The sequence below is a fragment of the Saprospiraceae bacterium genome, from assembly GCA_016713025.1.
In the GTDB taxonomy this organism is placed as follows: domain Bacteria; phylum Bacteroidota; class Bacteroidia; order Chitinophagales; family Saprospiraceae; genus OLB9.
The window spans coordinates 118774-137134 of sequence record JADJPZ010000003.1; the positions used below are offsets into that span (position 1 = coordinate 118774).

At 37.8% G+C, this 18361-nt stretch carries 14 protein-coding genes; 6 read left to right on the forward strand and 8 right to left on the reverse strand.

Translation table 11 applies throughout. The features are described 5' to 3' along the window. Positions 1 to 16: 16 nt before the first annotated feature. The 4 genes from IPK35_03600 to ccoS are packed head-to-tail and all read right to left on the reverse strand — an operon-like array spanning position 17 to position 3585. Positions 17 to 1021, reverse strand: coding sequence for a c-type cytochrome (locus IPK35_03600; GenBank protein ID MBK8052373.1), 1005 nt, complete (start codon positions 1019 to 1021; stop codon positions 17 to 19). A gap of 54 nt (positions 1022 to 1075) precedes the next feature. Next, positions 1076 to 1240 (reverse strand): hypothetical protein, encoded by a 165-nt coding sequence (locus IPK35_03605; GenBank protein MBK8052374.1) that lies wholly within the window; start codon positions 1238 to 1240, stop codon positions 1076 to 1078. A 27-nt stretch (positions 1241 to 1267) separates the two neighbouring features. Continuing rightward, complete coding sequence (gene ccoN / locus IPK35_03610) at positions 1268 to 3397, reverse strand: cytochrome-c oxidase, cbb3-type subunit I (protein MBK8052375.1); 2130 nt, start codon at positions 3395 to 3397, stop codon at positions 1268 to 1270. Positions 3398 to 3417: 20 nt separating this feature from the next. Continuing rightward, positions 3418 to 3585 (reverse strand): cbb3-type cytochrome oxidase assembly protein CcoS, encoded by a 168-nt coding sequence (ccoS, locus tag IPK35_03615; GenBank protein ID MBK8052376.1) that lies wholly within the window; start codon positions 3583 to 3585, stop codon positions 3418 to 3420. A 291-nt stretch (positions 3586 to 3876) separates the two neighbouring features. On the opposite strand from ccoS, the gene IPK35_03620 reads away from it, so the two are divergent. Next, a complete protein-coding gene (locus tag IPK35_03620; GenBank protein ID MBK8052377.1) occupies positions 3877 to 5832 on the forward strand; it encodes a tetratricopeptide repeat protein in 1956 nt (651 codons plus the stop codon). A 244-nt stretch (positions 5833 to 6076) separates the two neighbouring features. Beyond that, a complete protein-coding gene (locus IPK35_03625; protein ID MBK8052378.1) occupies positions 6077 to 8977 on the forward strand; it encodes a serine hydrolase in 2901 nt (966 codons plus the stop codon). A 99-nt stretch (positions 8978 to 9076) separates the two neighbouring features. Here IPK35_03625 and IPK35_03630 read toward each other — a convergent pair whose 3' ends face one another. Further along, positions 9077 to 9550, reverse strand: a complete 474-nt coding sequence (locus tag IPK35_03630; protein ID MBK8052379.1) for a sterol desaturase family protein — start codon at positions 9548 to 9550, stop codon at positions 9077 to 9079. Positions 9551 to 9669: 119 nt separating this feature from the next. Continuing rightward, a complete protein-coding gene (locus IPK35_03635) occupies positions 9670 to 11301 on the reverse strand; it encodes a S41 family peptidase (protein MBK8052380.1) in 1632 nt (543 codons plus the stop codon). A gap of 188 nt (positions 11302 to 11489) precedes the next feature. Between IPK35_03635 and IPK35_03640 the strand changes: the two genes are divergently transcribed. Genes IPK35_03640 through IPK35_03650 form a run of 3 tightly spaced genes read left to right on the forward strand, consistent with a single transcriptional unit; the run spans position 11490 to position 12980 of the window. Then, the gene (locus tag IPK35_03640; protein ID MBK8052381.1) at positions 11490 to 11972 is read left to right on the forward strand and encodes an Lrp/AsnC ligand binding domain-containing protein; all 483 of its coding nucleotides are present in this window, start codon (positions 11490 to 11492) and stop codon (positions 11970 to 11972) included. Positions 11973 to 12029: 57 nt separating this feature from the next. Then, positions 12030 to 12506 (forward strand): IS200/IS605 family transposase, encoded by a 477-nt coding sequence (gene tnpA / locus IPK35_03645; protein ID MBK8052382.1) that lies wholly within the window; start codon positions 12030 to 12032, stop codon positions 12504 to 12506. 9 nt (positions 12507 to 12515) lie between these two features. Further along, positions 12516 to 12980, forward strand: coding sequence for a hypothetical protein (locus tag IPK35_03650; GenBank protein ID MBK8052383.1), 465 nt, complete (start codon positions 12516 to 12518; stop codon positions 12978 to 12980). A gap of 7 nt (positions 12981 to 12987) precedes the next feature. Here the strand turns inward: IPK35_03650 and IPK35_03655 are convergent, their stop codons facing one another. Both IPK35_03655 and IPK35_03660 read right to left on the reverse strand, forming a co-directional pair. Continuing rightward, positions 12988 to 14667 carry a glutamine--tRNA ligase/YqeY domain fusion protein gene (locus IPK35_03655; GenBank protein ID MBK8052384.1) on the reverse strand — a complete coding sequence of 560 codons (1680 nt, stop codon included), beginning with the start codon at positions 14665 to 14667 and terminating at the stop codon, positions 12988 to 12990. A gap of 33 nt (positions 14668 to 14700) precedes the next feature. After that, positions 14701 to 16506 (reverse strand): arginine--tRNA ligase, encoded by a 1806-nt coding sequence (locus tag IPK35_03660; protein ID MBK8052385.1) that lies wholly within the window; start codon positions 16504 to 16506, stop codon positions 14701 to 14703. Between the two features lie 400 nt (positions 16507 to 16906). Between IPK35_03660 and IPK35_03665 the strand changes: the two genes are divergently transcribed. Continuing rightward, the gene (locus IPK35_03665) at positions 16907 to 18298 is read left to right on the forward strand and encodes a vanadium-dependent haloperoxidase (GenBank protein MBK8052386.1); all 1392 of its coding nucleotides are present in this window, start codon (positions 16907 to 16909) and stop codon (positions 18296 to 18298) included. Positions 18299 to 18361: the final 63 nt, after the last annotated feature.

An 18361-nucleotide genomic window follows, 5' to 3' on the forward strand; every position in this document is an offset into this window, starting at 1 on the left:
TATTCAAAAAATTTATCTATTTGGCTGGTTGAGCCACAGCTGTTGTATCTGATTTTGCAGGACTTGCCTGACCCACGGAAACAGTATCCGTTGCTGCGCCACCACCTGTAGCACCGGGCTCATACAAGTCGCCCTGAGGAGCTTTCGGATTGGCCGGATTACTTCCTTGCAATGACAAAATATAACTAGCTATTTTTTGCATAGAGCCTGGCTTTATTTGTGCTTGCCAGGAAACCATACCTTTTTCTGGCACACCATAATTAATGGTCTTAAATAAATCATTGATGCTGCCGCCATGAAGCCAGTATTTATCAGTCAAGTTCGGACCAATGGCATTACCTTCCAAATTTTCCCCGTGGCACGTTTTACAAGTATTGGCTGCAAAGAGTTCTTTCCCTTCTGCTATAGCTGCTGCATCTGTAAGCAAAGTTACAGTCTTTTCATCAACAGCATTAGCTTGAGTTGCAAGAAATTTGGCTTTTTCAGCTTCACCCATTTCCATAGCTGCTATATATTCCTGCTCCTGGCTTGGACCTTTATCAGATACATGATAGTACCATAGATATACTGCAGCCCAGATAATCGTACCATAAAACAACCATAACCACCAAGGTGGCAGCGAATTGTCCAGTTCGCGAATACCGTCATACTCATGACCCAGATCTATATCCTGCTCTTTGTCTTTTGGTACCAGATTCCAGGCTTTTTCTGATATGGTGCTCCAGATAGACCCTGATGCTGTCAGGTTTGCTTTTTCCAAACCTTCAGGACCATATTTTTCCAGAAGTTTCATCTTTTGAATTTCTATCAGTGCCCATATAAGGCTTAGACCTGCCAATATAACACCTATCAATACAAGCACTGCAAGTACCAAAAATATGTTATTGTATGCGAGATTAAATACATTTGGAGCAGCTTGAGCTCCGGCATCTTCAGCTGGCGCAGCATCCTGTGCATAGATACTTACAGCTCCTGCTAAAGTTGTGATATATAGTATGATGGTTATAAAAAGCTTCTTCATCATTTATTTTTTGTTTTGTGAATAAATTATTTAAATTCTTTTTGACTTTCAATATCAAGCGTCATCATCCAATGGAAGGCTTTCCATATGTTTTATCGCCTGTGTATCTTTTCTAAGTGCTAACCACACTCCGATAGAAAATACTGTCAAAAAAGTCAGTAAGGCGAAGATGGCCATCCAATTGAAATTGCCTGCTTCCTGTAATATATATTTTGCCATTTTTTACCTCTTTAATTTGTAAGGAGTTTATTTAGATGGTGTTTTTACCTTAATATCAGTACCCAATCGCTGCAGATAACTTATCAAAGCCACAATTTCTTTGTTTTCCAATCCTTCCTGTGAGATCTTATCTTTTGCTAAATTTTCACTAATCTTTTTGGCCTGCGCTTTCAGATCATCAACAGCTTTTTCAGCATAGCCATCAGGATATGGTGTCCCCAAAGACTGCAATGATTTGATTTTAGCTGCGGTATAGCTTGTATTAAGATCTTTTTTAAACAAGCCAGGATAAGTCGGCATGATAGAACCCGGTGCCATAGATGTAGGATCATACATATGGTTATAATGCCAGCTGTTCGAATATTTTCCACCCACTCTGTGCAGATCTGGACCTGTACGCTTACTACCCCATTGGAACGGTCGGTCGTAAATGAATTCTCCAGATTTTGAGTATTCGCCATATCTCTCTGTCTCTGATCTGAAAGGTCTCACCATCTGTGAGTGACAAGTATAACAACCTTCCCTGATATATATATCCCGACCTTCCAGCTCAAGGGGTGTATATGGTTTTACTGATGCTATTTTAGGCACATTGTTATCGATCATCATCATAGGTGCTATTTCTATCAATGTACCTATAAGTATCAAAACGGCACTAAGCAATAACATCTGAATAGGTCTCCTTTCTATCCATTTGTGCCAGTATTCATTATTATGCGCTTCGTATGTTATTCTTGCCGGAGCTGATGCCTCCTGATTAGCGATAAGGCTACCGGATTGCACTGTTTTATACAGGTTGTATATCAATACAAAGATACCTGAGAAAAACAATGTACCACCTATGGCCCTGAGCATATACATTGGTAAGATTTGTGTCACTGTTTCAAGGAAGTTTCCATACTGGAGGAAGCCATCAGGTGTAAACTGCTTCCACATCAATGATTGTGTCCATCCTGCCCAATACAGTGGAATAGCATATACCAATATACCCATCGTACCGATCCAGAAGTGAATATTTGCAAGTTTATTGGAATATAGTTTAGTGCCGTAAATTCTTGGTATCAGCCAATACAGCATACCGAAAGTCAACATACCATTCCAGCCCAAAGCACCTATATGTACGTGACCAACAGTCCAGTCAGTATAGTGCGTGATGGCATTCAATGATTTGACAGAAAGTAGTGGTCCTTCCAGTGTAGCCATACCATAAGCTGTAACAGCTACCACAAAAAACTTAAGAACAGGGTCTGTCCTCACTTTGTCCCATACACCTCTCAGTGTCAAAAGACCATTCAACATACCACCCCATGAAGGAGCGATCAGCATGATAGAAAATACTGTACCCAATGACTGTGCCCAGTCAGGAAGTGAAGTATATAATAAGTGGTGAGGTCCAGCCCATATATATATAAATATCAATGCCCAAAAGTGGATGATGGACAATTTGTATGAATAAACAGGTCTGTTTGCAGCTTTTGGCATAAAATAATACATCAATCCCAAATACGGCGTAGTAAGGAAAAATGCCACCGCATTGTGACCATACCACCATTGGATCAATGCATCCTGCACTCCCGCAAAGACTGAATACCCATGTGTAAGACTATAAGGCAGTTGCAAACTGTTTACTACGTGAAGGACAGTAACTGTGATCCATGTAGCAATATAAAACCAAATGGCTACATAAATGTGATTTTCACGTCTTTTGATAAGTGTACCAAACATATTGATACCAAACACGATCCACACAACCGCTATAGCAAGGTCTATAGGCCATATCAGCTCTGCATATTCTTTACCTGAAGTGAGACCCAATGGTAAAGTGATCGCCGCAGCCAAAATGATAAGTTGCCAGCCCCAAAAATGGATATTGGACAGTGTGTCGCTAAACATTCGGGTTTTAAGCAATCTTTGGAGAGAGTAATAGACTCCCGTAAAAATACCATTTCCTACAAACGCAAAGATCACAGCATTGGTATGAAGCGGTCTTAGCCGGCCAAAAGACAACTCGGATACACCTAAGTTGAGTGAAGGAAATACTAATTGAAAGGCAACAATGACACCCACTAACATCCCGATAACTCCGAAGATAATCGAAGCCCAGGCGAAGTTGCCTACTACCTTGTTGTCGTAACTAAATGTTTCTAAATTTGCCATAAGTCAGATTTTAAATATTATTAATTGGTTTTGTCTTCTTTGTTGATCATATCGTCATCCAAAAGTATACGAACACTGGGTGTGTATTCATCATCATACTGCCCGTCGCGTACAGCCCAGAAAAATGCCGCTAGAAATCCTCCCGCAACCACCAGACTGATGACAATTAAGTAAAGAATTACATTCATATTTTACAATTTGGGTGCAAAATAGAAAAGAGATTTTCTTTTCTTGATGATATTTGTCATCTTTTTATCTGATATTTATTACTTTTATTCAGATCTATTTTATAATATTGATAATCTGAGTATTATACATTATATTAAAAATAATTTTATATAGATAATTTTGATTTTTTTTTGATGAGTTAAATTTAAGTCATTTTTTTCATTCATTTTAGTTATAAAATACATAATCATTGAATACAAATAAATTCATTTATATATAAAAAAATATATAATATTTATACCTTTGTATTTATGAAAAGTAAAAATTCATCTCCAATGACTTCTTCTGTTAGCTTACAGAATTCATCGTCATCGTTTAATTTAAAAAAATCGTTGGGTTGGCTGGTATTTGCCATCGGATCACTCGTATATCTCAATACTATATTGCATGAATTCACACAAGATGATGCCATTGTAATATACGACAATATGTACACTACAAAAGGTGTATCAGGGCTCAAAGGTCTGTTCACAAAAGATACTTTTTACGGATTTTTTAAAGAAGAAGGAAAAGCAAAAGTCGTTTCCGGAGGAAGATACAGACCTTTTACTCCGGCCATGTTTGCTATCGAATATCAACTAGTAGGCAAAAAACCCTGGTTGGGTCATCTCATCAATATACTGTTGTATGGTTTTCTATGTATGATGATTTACAAACTTCTGCAATCTCTGATCAATTATAAAGATGCACATGAAAGAAATACATGGATGATTTTTGCTGCAACTTTATTGTACGCTACTCATCCGTTACATACTGAAGTTGTTGCCAACATTAAAGGTCGGGATGAAATCATGAGTATGCTTGGTTCCATCCTTGCACTGTATTTTCTGGTAAAAAACCATGAATCCAACAATTTCAAACATATCATTATCGCCTGCTTTTGTTTTTTTATAGCACTTCTTTCAAAAGAAAACGCCATTACTTATCTTGCAGTAGTGCCTTTAGCATTTTATTTTTTCAGAACTCTCTCGATATCAGGTGCACTGTCCAAAAGTCTTTATCTTATTGCTCCTGCGATTCTTTTTTTAATGATCAGAGCAGCCATCCTAGGTAATGATTTCGGTGGTACTCCGATGGAATTGATGAACAACCCATATCTGGAGTATGTCGATGGAGTATATAAGCCCATACCTCAGGGAGAAAAATTTGCCACTATCACTTTTACTTTGGGAAAATATATCCAATTGTTGTTATTGCCACATCCGTTGACACATGATTATTACCCAAGATACATTGATATAAAGTCATTTGGAGACTTTGATGTATTGTTAAGCCTGTTGTTGTATGGCTTTTTAATTTTTATTGCAGTTAGAGGCTTCAAAACCAGATCACTCCCAGCTTTCGCTGCCGGGTATTATTTAGTGACACTCTCTATAGTTTCCAATATCATTTTTCCTATTGGAACCAATATGTCAGAAAGATTTATGTTTATGCCGTCTTTGGGTTTTACGCTTTTATTGGCATACTTGCTAGACAGATTTATTTATTCAAAATTCGGAAAAAATGCATTTCTGGCTGCTGTAGGACTCATCATAGTATCATATTGTTTTAAGACCATCACCAGAAATAATGTATGGAAAAATGATTTTACCCTATTTACCACCGATGTAAAGACATCGACCAATAGTGCTAAGGTACTTAATGCTGCAGGAGGCGCTCTTACTACGAATGCTTTTAGCGAAAAAGATGAAAATAAAAGAAAAGAAATGCTGACACAAGCACTTCAATACCTTACTAAAGCAATCGAAATTCATCCTTTATATAAAAATGCTTATCTTATCACCGGTAATGCGCAATACCACTTGGGCGAATATGAAAAAAGTGTGGCTTCATACAGGAAGGCCTTACAGTTGGATCCCGGATATAAAGATGCTACTGTCAATATGGCTGTTGCTCTTCGTGATGCGGGCAAAATCGCCGGAGAAAAAGAAAACAATCTGGCAAAGGCTGAATTGTACCTCAACGAATCCCTAAAAATTACAACTAATGATCCTGAAACATACAGATTGATGGGCGTACTGAATGGTGTCAAAGGCAATCACGCAGAAGCTATCAAATATTTTTTGAAGGTGGCTGAAATTGATTCTTCAAATGCAAATGCTTACTTAAATCTTAGTCTTGCATATCGGAATGTGGGTGACAATGTTAGTGCTGACAAACACTTGGAAAAAGCTAAATCGTTGAATCCAAATATATTGAACCAATAACCTCAATAATCATTTTTGATGGTGCTCTGCCAGGAGTAAATGACTTTTTAATCGTATTTTATTTCAATTTTATCATTTTTTTTAGGAAATTATTTTTGATTTCACCGTTTATGAAGTAATATTGCACCGAGCTACCCCTTACAAATAGTAACCAGAAAATGCACAGCTAAATAGTTTTATTTTGGTGCATGACTAAAAACCTGATTTTTTCACTGATAAATGACATTCAATTTCATAACCTGATATGGTGCAAAAATACAATTTTGTAGAATGGTTTCTTTTCATATTTTTATTGATACCGCTTTCGGTGATCTACTCCCAATCCTACAAGGAAAGGGAGGACATTTGGGTTAGGGCCAGAATGGAGCAGATGACCCTGGAACAGAAGGTGGGACAGATATTTATGGTCAGGGCCTACTCAAAAGGCAATATTGAGGAAGACAATATTATTGCTGATTATATTAAGAAATTTCATATCGGCGGTATCTGCTTTTTTCAGGGCACACCTACAAATCAGGTAAATCTCATCAATAAGTACCAAGCGATGTCTTCAACACCCATGCTGATGGGAATAGACGGAGAATGGGGACTTGCTATGAGGTTTCCCAACGAGACTGTATCTTTTCCTAAACAAATGATGTTAGGTGCCATAAAAGATGATAAACTCATCTTCGAAATGGGTAAAGAAATAGGACGCCAATGCAAACGAGCCGGCATCAATATCAACTTTGCACCTTCCATTGATGTCAACAACAATTCCAAAAACCCCGTGATATTTGATCGATCCTTTGGTGATTCTCCTGAAAATGTAGCACAAAAAGGGCATATGTTGTGCAAAGCTATGGAAGAAGAAGGAATTCTTTCGTGCGCAAAACATTTTCCCGGCCATGGAGATACGGAGATTGATTCTCATGTGGATTTGCCATCTATCAATCATGACATAGAACGCCTTGAGAGCCTGGAGCTTTATCCGTTCAGAAGACTTACCAGCCTTGGTATCAGCGCCATGATGGTGGGACACCTGAATGTTCCCAGCCTCGAAACCCAAGCCAACAGACCTGCTACTTTATCATCTTCTATTATACAGAATTTTATACGTGATGGCATGAGTTTCAATGGACTCCTCATCACAGATGCCATGGACATGAAAGGGGTGACTAAATATTTTCCAAATGGCGTCGCAGAGGCTGAGGCTTTTCTGGCAGGCAATGACATCATTCTTGTTCCTGAAAACTTACCATTAGCCATCCGCAAAATAAAAGAATACATTTCTTCCGGAAAAATTACTACAGAAAGGTTAGACCAAAGTGTTGAAAGAATTTTGAGGGCCAAGTTTAAAGTAGGATTGAGCACTTTCAGTACCTTGCCATCTGAAGGAATTAATAACTTCCTGAAGCGAAATCAACTTGTGGCTATAAAACAAAAACTCACTGAAGCTGCTATGACTCTTGTTGCAGACCAAGAAGGTCTCGTACCTATACGTGAAACATCCGATGTTCATATCGGAACCTTAAGTATCAATAATATACAGCAAACAAAGTTTCAGAATCGAATCAGTGATTATGCAGATGCCAGACATTATCAGATCATGCCCGCACAATTTGCGACAAAATATACTCAAATGTTGCAGACATTATCGCAATTTGACCAAATTATTGTGGGCATACACACTTCCGGTAAGCTCAAAGACTTCACTTACGACATCAGCTTACCTATGATCAGTTTTCTGAAAGAATTACAAACCAGGAAAAAAGTCATATTTGTCCTCTTCGGAAGCCCGTACTTACTTAAAAAAATGGATTTTGCACATCATGTTTTGTTGGCTTATGATAATGATCACTTGACTCAGGATGTTGCTGCACAAACATTATTCGGAGTCAACGATATCAGCGGTACACTACCGGTAACTGTAAATAATATGTGGCCATCCGGACATGGGATAGACAGACGAAATATTCAGAGACTGGGATATGCAAAACCTGAAATGGTGAGTATGAGCAGTGATACTCTCAACAAAATAGATAGCATCATGGCAGAAGTTATACGACTTCAGGCTTCGCCGGGAGGCCAGATTTTGATAGCAAAAGACAATAAAATCATATTCCAGAAATCATATGGAAAACTCAGTCAGAATGGCTACTATGTTAACAATAATACCGTATATGATATTGCCTCGATCACCAAAATTCTTACTACCACATTGGCCACTATGAAATTGGTTGATGACGGAAAAATAAATATACATGACCCTCTCAAAAACTACATATATAATATTGATACTACCAATAAAGCTGATCTGGTCATCAGAGACATACTGGCACATCATGCCAGACTTCTGCCATGGATAGGCTTTTATCAAAATACTACTTTGCCAGCGAAAAGTTTTGGCTACAATCCCAATTATTATAGTGGCATCCTGCAAGACAGATACTCTGTACCGGTTGCTAAAGGTATGTTCATGAGGACTGACTACGTAGATACAATGTTCCAATCTATCTTTCAAACCAGACTCAGGGATAGCGACAATTACAGATATAGTGATCTGGGCTTTTACCTGATGCAAAAAGTCATCGAAAACAAAAGCGGAAAATCTCTGGATGCATACGCTTCTTCTTCATTTTACAAACCATTGGGATTAAAATATACTACTTTCAGGCCTTTATTAAACCACCATGAATCTATCATCGCGCCTACTGAAAATGACAATTACTTCAGAAATCAAACCCTCAAAGGTCATGTTCACGACATGGGTGCGGCCATGCTGGGTGGTGTAGCTGGACACGCAGGATTATTTTCTACTGCAAAGGAAATGGCAGTTTTGATGCAAATGTTGTTAAATAAAGGAAGCTATGGCGGTAAAAATTATATATCACCACAAACCGTAGAATTATTTACCACAAGACATTCGAGATCCACCAGAAGAGGATTGGGTTTTGATATGAAGGAATTGGCAGGTGAAAAGTTACAGAATACTTCACACCTGGCTCCGGCTTCTGTATTTGGCCATACAGGTTTTACGGGAACCGCAGCATGGGCAGACCCAAAAAACAACATAGTATATATCTTTTGTGCCAACAGAACTTATCCGGAGGTAACAATCAGACTTTCAACAAAAGAGAATATAGAATTAAAGTTCAGACCCTGATCTACAAAGCCCTTTCAGGTTATTCGGACTATATCTACCTTTGATGCTATGTGCGAATATAAACTCATATAGTAAATAAAAAATCTCCCCTGAAGCCTTTCAGGTTCCGGCAACCTTACGCTTTTTCATGTAATACTTAGGATTTACTATCAAAAGGCCAAATGACTCTCCGTCTTCCTTTTTAGTTTTTGCATGATGAGCTCCATGAGCTTTTAAGATGGCTCTGCTGTATCTGGAATCAAGCTGTCGGAACCATTTGAATCTCTGATGAATATATACATCATGTATCAAAAAATATATCAAACCATATATAGAAATGCCTATACCTATATATAGTGCCCAACGATAATCTACATATAATGTTCCCACTATATAACAAATCATACTCGGTATTGCAAAAACCAGAAAAAACAAATCATTTTTTTCAAAAAATCCTGTCTTTTCATAATGTGGTTTGTGGTGATCCTCATGCCAGATCCACAACCAGCCATGCATAAGATATTTATGAGCAGACCATGCGACAAATTCCATCACCAATACAGTGAGCAGTATGATTCCGATATTTAAAAACATTTCAATCCATTTTTGAGAATAACAAGGATTGTTGTAGTTGGTTTATGGAATGATGCAAATTAATTGATTTATGTAAAGATTTGGAAATTCTGAAAAACAATTTTTGTTGTTACAAAAGTTTATTTAAAATCAGCAGCACCTTTTTTATTTTTGATGGCTTTAATTGCTTCTGATACAAACTTATCATTTGTAAAATCGGTCGCATTCTCCTTTTTAAACAATATATTGCGTATTTGTTTTTTGATTTCAAGCTTAAAATACGGCCATAGGTCTTTACCTACTATAAGTTCGGTCTCGACATTGGCTTTTATGAAAGCATTAAGCTCATTTATACCTTTGTCAGGAAGTATCCAGGAATCAAAAGCTTTAATATCTGTTGGGATAGATGTATGATATTTTGCAGCATATCTGAATGAAAATTCCTGTAAAAAAGCAAATGCTTCCAGGTAATTTCCATTTTTATAAACACTATCCATGGCCACAAACAAATCCGGGGTGATGCCACCAGAACCTTCGACGGTACGTTTGAGTAGCAATGTAGTATACTTACCTCCATTTTTTATAAGCGTACTGTCCTTGTGGAAAAGGTCTCCGTTCTGATATCGTGAATGGAAATCATCATCATATTCATCTCTGTCGACGTAGTCTCTCTGAATGGATCTGCCTGAAGGGGTAAAATATCGGGCTACCGTCAGCCTGACAGCTCCACCGTTGTTGAGTTTGTATTGTTCCTGTACCAATCCTTTGCCAAAAGACCTTCTGCCGATCACCAAACCCCGATCCCAATCCTGAATTGCTCCGGCAATAATTTCACTTGCAGATGCTGAATTTTCATCAATAAGGACTACTACCTGATCGATTGGGAAAAATCGTTTTCCTGTGGATTTATATTCATTTTTTTTATTTGAACGCCCCTCAGTATACAACAACAATCTTTCCTTTTCTTCAAAAATCTGGCACAAAATATTGGTAGCTTCAGGCAAAAAACCTCCCGGATTATCTCTCAAATCAAGTATGATGTGTTTTGCATTGTTTTTGGAAAAGTATAACTCAACGACATCCATAAACTCTCTGTAAGTATTGTCTCCAAATCTATCTATTTTCACAAGGACAGTTTGTATATCCTTTAGATATTGAGCTGATACAGTTTTTACTTCGACCTCACCTACTGTAACATCCAAAGTAACATGAGCAGGTCCTCTCATAAAAAGTATTTTTACTTTTGTGCCGGGTTTCTGTTTTAGCAGGTTTCTTACATCAGTGTATTTTGTGTCCTTGCCTGTTACAGGATTGCCGTCTATGGAGATAATTTTATCAAAAACCCTGATTCCGGCTTTTTCTGCGGGACTATTTTTTAGTACTGCAGATACACGGACTGTATCGTCGATGATGAAATTTTCTATACCTATGCCATCATACTCACCATCCATTTGGTCATTGACAGATTCGGTTTCATCCGGAGACAAATATATTGAGTGTGGATCAAGTTCTTCAAAAACACCCTTCAAGGCAGCTGCGATCAGTTTTTCGCTGTCCACTTTATCTACATACTTGTTTTCTATAAAACGGATGAGTTCCTCTACCCTGCCCGTCATCATGAGACTGTCGACAGGATAATCCATGGTGCTTATCAATGCATTTTCGGGTTTATCATTCATTTTATACCCTATCATCATACCTATAGCTATACAAGCCGAAAGCATCAGCGGCTGTATGATTTTATATGTTCCTTTGACCTCTTGTTCCTCCATCAATGCCGATCATTATTTTATGGTAATATTTGCTACTGCATATTTCCTGCCAAAAATAAAAACATCAAAAATATTTGACTTCAAAACCCGATGATTTTAAGTGCTTTTTTCAATTTAAGCAAGAAAGCAAATCTGCTACTCGTACAAAAAATATGTTTATTTGTTTTATCTTTGTTCAAAATTGACATATGATTTCAAAAAAAAAGCATTTGGAGCTGGATGACATAGATTCAAAAATTTTGTCTATTCTGGCGAAAGATGCACGCCTTTCGTATGCTGAAATCGGAAAAAAATTGTTTATTTCCCCGGGTACTGTTCATGTCAGAATCAAAAAACTCACTGATGCAAAACTCATAAAGGCAATCAGAGCAGATCTTGACTATGGAAATCTTGGATTTGACATCACTGCATTTTTAGGTATTTACCTTGAAAAATCCAATATGTATGAAGGTGTCAAAGCTGAATTGCTCAAAATAAAAGAAGTAGTCGATGCTCATTATACTACCGGCAATTATAGCATTTTTGCCAAAATAATATGCAAAGATACCGGACATCTAAGGGATGTTCTTTCCAAAAAAATTCAGAATATCAAAGGTATTCAGCGGACAGAAACCTTCATATCACTTGAAGAAACACTGTCACGTCCACTATTTCTCACTGAAATAGATTAGGAGTAAGAGTTTAAACTTAGTTATTTTTGTTTTTCTTATTAAAAAACAACTTTATAAATGGCTAATACTTATACGCAAATACATATTCAAGTAGTTTTTGCTGTTCAAAACAGGGAATGTATTATTCTAAAATCGTGGAAGGATGAATTATATAAGTACATGACCGGCATTATACAAAATCATAATCATAAAGTTTTAGCTATAAATGGTATGCCTGACCACGTTCATATTTTGTTTGGTATGAGGCCTACGCAAGCATTGTCAGACTTAATGCAAGACATAAAAGGAGATAGTTCAAAATGGATCAATCAGAAAGGTTATATAAAAGGAAAGTTTTCGTGGCAAGAAGGTTATGGTGCTTTCTCTTACAGCAAATCACATGTAAACTCAGTTATTGATTATATCAAGAATCAGGAAAATCATCACAAGAAGAAAACATTTATAGAAGAGTATCATGATTTTTTAGAAAAATTTGATGTGGAATATGACAAAAGATATGTATTTAAACATGTAGGCTATGATATCGAGCTATAGTCTTTTATATTGTCATGTTATAGTGCCGTAGGCACAAAATATGGTAAGAAAACATTTGATTTTGTCTTTGATTCGTCCCCTACGGGACGAGACATACTGCCGTTCTGGTTTTTTACCCGTATAATATCCCTGACGAGATTAATAAGTATAGGTTATACAAATTTTGCTGCATCATCTTATAGTGCCGTAGGCACAAAATATGGTAAGAAAACATTTGATTTTGTCTTTTATTCGTCCCCTACGGGACGAGACATACTGCCGTTCTGGTTTTTTACCCGTATAATATCCCTGACGGGATTAATAAGTATAGGTTATACAAATTTTGCTGCATCATCTTATAGTGCCGTATGCACAAAATATGGTAAGAAAACATTTGATTTTATTTTTGATTCGTCCCCTACGGGACGAGAGATACCGCCGTTTTGGTTTTTTACCCGTATAATATCCCTGACGGGATTGATGATTTTTAGCTAACCGATGCCTATCCCTTTTTCACTTCTTTTGCAAAACTGTCTTTCAGCCCTACCGTCTTATTGAATACAATGTGGTCAGAAGTGCTGCTCTTATCTACACAAAAATATCCTTGTCGCAAGAATTGAAATTGCATACCTGGCTGGGCACTCATCAGGGATGATTCCATTCTGGCATTTAATACCAATTCCAATGATTTTGGATTGTAAAATGACAAAAAGTCAACATTTTGGTCTTCAGTAGGATCCGGCACTGTAAAAAGTCTGTCATACAATCTTATCTCGCAAGGTTCCGAATCTGCAATACTTACCCAATGCAAGGTGCCTTTAGGTTTGATGCCGGAGACATCTTCGCCTGATTTGCTGTCAGGATAATATGTGGCAGTAATCTCAAGTATATTTCCATCATTATCTTTAGTAACTCCTGTACAGTGCAGGATGTAAGCGTGCTTGAGCCTTACATCCGATCCGGGAGTCATTCTGAAATATTTTGGTGGGGCATTTTCCACAAAATCTTCCCGCTCTATGTACAATTCACGACTAAATAAAACATCTCTGTGTCCCGACGACGGATCTTCAGGATTGTTTTCGGCTTTGAGTATTTCTGATTGCCCTTCAGGATAATTGGTAATGATCACTTTTACAGGATCGATCACTACCATGGCCCGCAAAGCAGTCCTGTTCAATTCGTCGCGCACGCAAGATTCCAATAGGTTGATCTCAATGGTATTTTCCCTCTTGGCCACTCCGGCTTTATCACAAAATGTCCTTATGGCAGCAGGCGGGTATCCTCTCCTACGCATTCCGGATATCGTGGGCATTCTTGGATCATCCCAACCTTCCACAAATTTTTCGTTGACTAATTTCAACAATTTGCGTTTTGACGTTATCATATATTCCACATTCATTCTGGCAAATTCTATCTGCCGTGAAGGAAATATTTCGAGCTTTTCTATAAACCAGTCATAAAGTGGGCGGTGATGGATAAACTCCAGCGAACATAAGGAGTGCGTGATCCCTTCTATAGAGTCTGACTGACCGTGTGCAAAATCATACATAGGATAAATACACCAATCATCTCCTGTCCTGTGATGATGTTCTTTTTTGATTCGGTATATGACAGGATCTCTCATCAGCATATTAGGTGATGACATGTCTACATTGGCACGCAGGACTTTCGACCCGTCCGGAAATGCACCATTTTTCATTTTTTCAAAAAGCATCAGATTCTCCTCCTTACTTCTTGATTTGTAAGGGCTTTCAACACCCGGAGTGGATGGTGTTCCCTTCATTGATGCGATTTCTTCCGGAGTACTGTCATCCACGTATGCCAATCCCTTCTCAATGAGCCGGACCGCAAACTCATACAATTTATCAAAATAATCTGATGCATACAACGGCTCATCTTTCCACTCAAATCCGAGCCAATGAATATCATCCATGATAGAGTCCACATATTCGGTTTCTTCCGTAGTGGGATTGGTATCATCAAATCTGAGATTGGTCCTGCCTCCATACTTTTTAGCCGTTTCAAAATTGATACAGATGGCTTTGGCATGTCCGATATGCAGATATCCATTGGGCTCAGGCGGGAACCTTGTCAGGATCCGTCCGTCATGTTTGCCTGACTTTATGTCTTCATCAATGATTTGCTCTATAAAATGGAGAGATTCTTTCTTTTCTTCCGTCATGATTATATTATTCCTGATATTTTTTATAAAAATCTACATTCTTACCGGCATTTCTATTCCCAAAAGGTCGAAAGCTGAATATAGTACCTTCCCGACCTCATCGCTTAGTGCTATCCTGAATGCCTTTGCTTCATCTGTCTCAGCATTCAGTATGCGCACATCATGATAAAACCTGTGAAAATCCTTGGCCAAGGAGTACGCATAATTGGCTACAGAAGATGGATCATATGATGCCCCTGCTTGTTTTATTACTTCAGGAAAGGCAATTAAGTGTTTCAATAACGCCTTTTCTTGCTCACGGTGATCTTTATACCCTGTGTAATGGATCAGTGTATCATCTGCTGCTTTTCTTTTCAAAGATTGGATCCTGACATAAGCGTTTTGGATATATGGACCAGTTTGTCCCTGCATATCCACCGATTCTTTAGGATCAAAGATCATTCGCTTTTGCGGTTGCACTTTGATGATAAAAAACTTAAGTGCACCCAACCCTATTTGCTTCAATATATTCTTTTGTTCACTTTCCGATAAGACTGCGATTTCTCCTCTTTCCGCTGACATTTCACTAGCTTCGTTGATGACTTCAGCTATCAGATCATCAGCATCCACGACTGTGCCTTCGCGTGATTTCATTTTTCCGGTTGGCAAATCTATCATGCCGTAAGACAAATGAAACAGACCTTCAGCATAAGGTTCTCCCAGTCTTTTTAATATTTCAAAAAGCACTTTAAAATGATAATCCTGCTCATCTGCCACAGTATAGACCATGTTGCTGATACTGTAATCTTCATACCTTTTTTGTGCAGTACCTATATCCTGCGTGATATAAACGGCTGTTCCATCACTTCGCAGCACCACTTTTTTGTCCATACCGGCATCTTCGAGGTTTACCCAGACACTTCCATCATCTTCTTTGTAAAAGACACTTTTGCTCAGTCCTTTTTCCACAGCTTTTTTGCCCAGTAAATAAGTGTCGGACTCATAATATAGGGTATCGAAATGTACACCCAATGCTTCATAAGTCACATCAAATCCAGCGTACACCCAGGTATTCATTTTCTTCCAGAGGGCAGTGATTTCGGGGTCTTTTGCTTCCCATGCCAATAGCATTGATTTTGCCTGAGCCCCAAGTTCACTATAAGTATTGAAATAGGTATTTTTATACTCTTTAAAAAAAGCGATATTGTCCTGTCCTTCCTTTTTGCACTTTTCATATACTCCAGAAGCCAACTCTGTAAGTTGAAACTTTTCATACTCCTCCACAAATGCTTTTTCAAAGAGGACATAATAGTCTCCAACAAAATGATCTCCTTTGATACCCGTTGATTCCGGTGTCTTACCTTCTCCAAATTTTTGCCATGCGAGCATACTCTTGCATATAGCTATGCCTAAACCATTGGCTTCCAATATTTTACTGCAAGACCAACCAAGCAATATATTCCTTATGTGCCCCAGGTGAAGCGGTTTATTAGTGTTGGGAGATGAAAATTCCACCATTACTTTTTTCCCATTCGGCTCCTGATATCCCAGTCTGTCTGTCTTGCTGATACCTTCCAGTAAAGTTGTCCAAAACTCGTCCTGTAAGGTAAAATTAAGAAACCCTTGTACTATTTCGTAATCTTTAAAACTCCTTTCGTTGGCTTTCATCCATTGACCCAATAATTCTCCGATTTCCTTTGGAGATTTTTTTAAAGACTTCACTAACGGGAATATCACGAATGTAAAATCACCATTGAACTCTTTCCGGGTTTCATTGATGCTTATTTCATCTGGTGACATACTTATGTCAAAAAGAGAAAGGATGGCTTCAGAAAATTTACTTTGTATCGATTCGAGCATGAAATTGTAACTATTATCGTTTTTGAAGGTGCAAAAGTAAACAATATCCCTTTGTAAATCATACAATCAAACAGGAACTTAAAATAAGGGCCAAAAAAACCATCACTTTCCAAATTTGGATAATTGAACTATTCCTATTGTGGCGAACCTATTTCAGAATAACAAATTGATGGCAATAAGGAGTCCTTATGCAAGAATAAACAATAATTATAAGAATGCATATACAAAAAAGCAAATGCATATACATAACTATAATAATACCTTACATAGATACAAAAGAAATTGATATATTTTTCTTAACTTTTGATAGTCAAATATTTGTATATTTTAATAAACTGCGTACTTTTGCAAAGTTTTTAATAACCTAAAATAAATTATTAAAACTCTAAAATTTGTTATAATGAAATTTTATACCAAAATTCTTTTACTCTTTATATTTGCATTATCTATATCAAGTTGTAAAAAAGACATTACAGATGAAACAACTACTGCTGTAAAAACAGTAGAACAGTTTGATTTTAAAGTAGTTAGTGAATGGAATAACCTATGGATGGAAATCGAAAGACATGCTGCAGGTTACAGACCTTGTCCTACTGCCAATGCTTTAGGCTATCTGGGTTTGGCAGGATATGAAGCTTGCGTATCAGGAATGCCGGAATACAATTCGTTGGCTCCGAGATATCAGGGACTGAATGTGCCTAAAGTTTTTCCTAATCAGGAGTACCACTGGCCAACAGTGGTCAATGCTGTCAATAATTTTATGTTCAGCAGATTGCTTCCTGAAGTTGACAAAAAACTATATGCGCGTATTAAAGAATTATCTGACAAGAATGAAAAATTATTTCTTGATCAGGCTGGTCAGGAAATTTTTATAAGATCAAAAAATCACGGAGAAGCCGTAGCTGCCGTTTTTTGGGACTGGATGAAGACAGACGCAGCTACTTTTGATGGTTACAAAGACCCATTCAAAGAAAACAACTGGAGAGACAGATTGAAGCAACCAGGAGCATGGACTCCAACTGTACCAGGGCCAGGAGAAGGCATGTTTCCTTACTGGGGTAAAGGAAAAACCCTTGCCATCAAAGATGATATGAAAGTATGCAGAGATTATAAATATTATGTTGGGGAATATAGCGAAAATCCAAACTCCACGCTTTATAATCAGGCTTTGGAGGTAATGAGACAAAATACACCTTCACTTTCTTATCAGACGGAGTGGGTAGGTGAGTTTTGGAGTGACGACCTTTTAGGACTTACTTTTTCTCCACCTACAAGATTTATTGCTATAGCCAATCAGGTATATGAAAATGAAAATTGTAGCCTGGAAGAAGCAATCGTAGCTAATGCCAAAGTGGGCATGGCACTTCATGACGCAGCAATAGGATGCTGGAATTCAAAATACGTTTATAATATCGAAAGGCCTGAATCATACATCAAGAGATTGATAGATCCAACATGGGAACCAAATCTGGAAAACCCTAATACAGGTGACAAAGGCATTTCCCCTTCATTCCCTGCTTATCCGTCAGGTCACGCCACTTTTGGAGCGGCAGCATCTGAAGCTTTAGCAAGTGTATTTGGTTATTCTTATGGTATGACCGACAATTGCCACAGAAACAGATCTGAATTTTCCGGGTATCCTCGTACATTCAGCAGCTTCTTCGAAATGGCAATGGAAAATGCCTGGTCAAGGGTTCCACTTGGTGTACACTATAGAATGGATGCTGATGAAGGTGTGAGATATGGTACTGAAATAGGCAGAGTGGTAAACAGGTTGCCTTGGAAAAAATAAAAATTAGTTAGTTATAAAAAGGGTCTGTAAAATGACCCTTTTTTGTTTTGCGAAAGTTGAAAT

Coding starts and splice junctions, on each gene's coding strand:
- IPK35_03600 (MBK8052373.1), bottom strand. CDS start 1,021: ATGAAGAAGCTTTTTATAACCATCATACTATATATCACAACTTTAGCA.
- IPK35_03605 (MBK8052374.1), bottom strand. CDS start 1,240: ATGGCAAAATATATATTACAGGAAGCAGGCAATTTCAATTGGATGGCC.
- ccoN (MBK8052375.1), bottom strand. CDS start 3,397: ATGGCAAATTTAGAAACATTTAGTTACGACAACAAGGTAGTAGGCAAC.
- ccoS (MBK8052376.1), bottom strand. CDS start 3,585: ATGAATGTAATTCTTTACTTAATTGTCATCAGTCTGGTGGTTGCGGGA.
- IPK35_03620 (MBK8052377.1), top strand. CDS start 3,877: ATGAAAAGTAAAAATTCATCTCCAATGACTTCTTCTGTTAGCTTACAG.
- IPK35_03625 (MBK8052378.1), top strand. CDS start 6,077: ATGGTGCAAAAATACAATTTTGTAGAATGGTTTCTTTTCATATTTTTA.
- IPK35_03630 (MBK8052379.1), bottom strand. CDS start 9,550: ATGTTTTTAAATATCGGAATCATACTGCTCACTGTATTGGTGATGGAA.
- IPK35_03635 (MBK8052380.1), bottom strand. CDS start 11,301: ATGGAGGAACAAGAGGTCAAAGGAACATATAAAATCATACAGCCGCTG.
- IPK35_03640 (MBK8052381.1), top strand. CDS start 11,490: ATGATTTCAAAAAAAAAGCATTTGGAGCTGGATGACATAGATTCAAAA.
- tnpA (MBK8052382.1), top strand. CDS start 12,030: ATGGCTAATACTTATACGCAAATACATATTCAAGTAGTTTTTGCTGTT.
- IPK35_03655 (MBK8052384.1), bottom strand. CDS start 14,667: ATGACGGAAGAAAAGAAAGAATCTCTCCATTTTATAGAGCAAATCATT.
- IPK35_03660 (MBK8052385.1), bottom strand. CDS start 16,506: ATGCTCGAATCGATACAAAGTAAATTTTCTGAAGCCATCCTTTCTCTT.
- IPK35_03665 (MBK8052386.1), top strand. CDS start 16,907: ATGAAATTTTATACCAAAATTCTTTTACTCTTTATATTTGCATTATCT.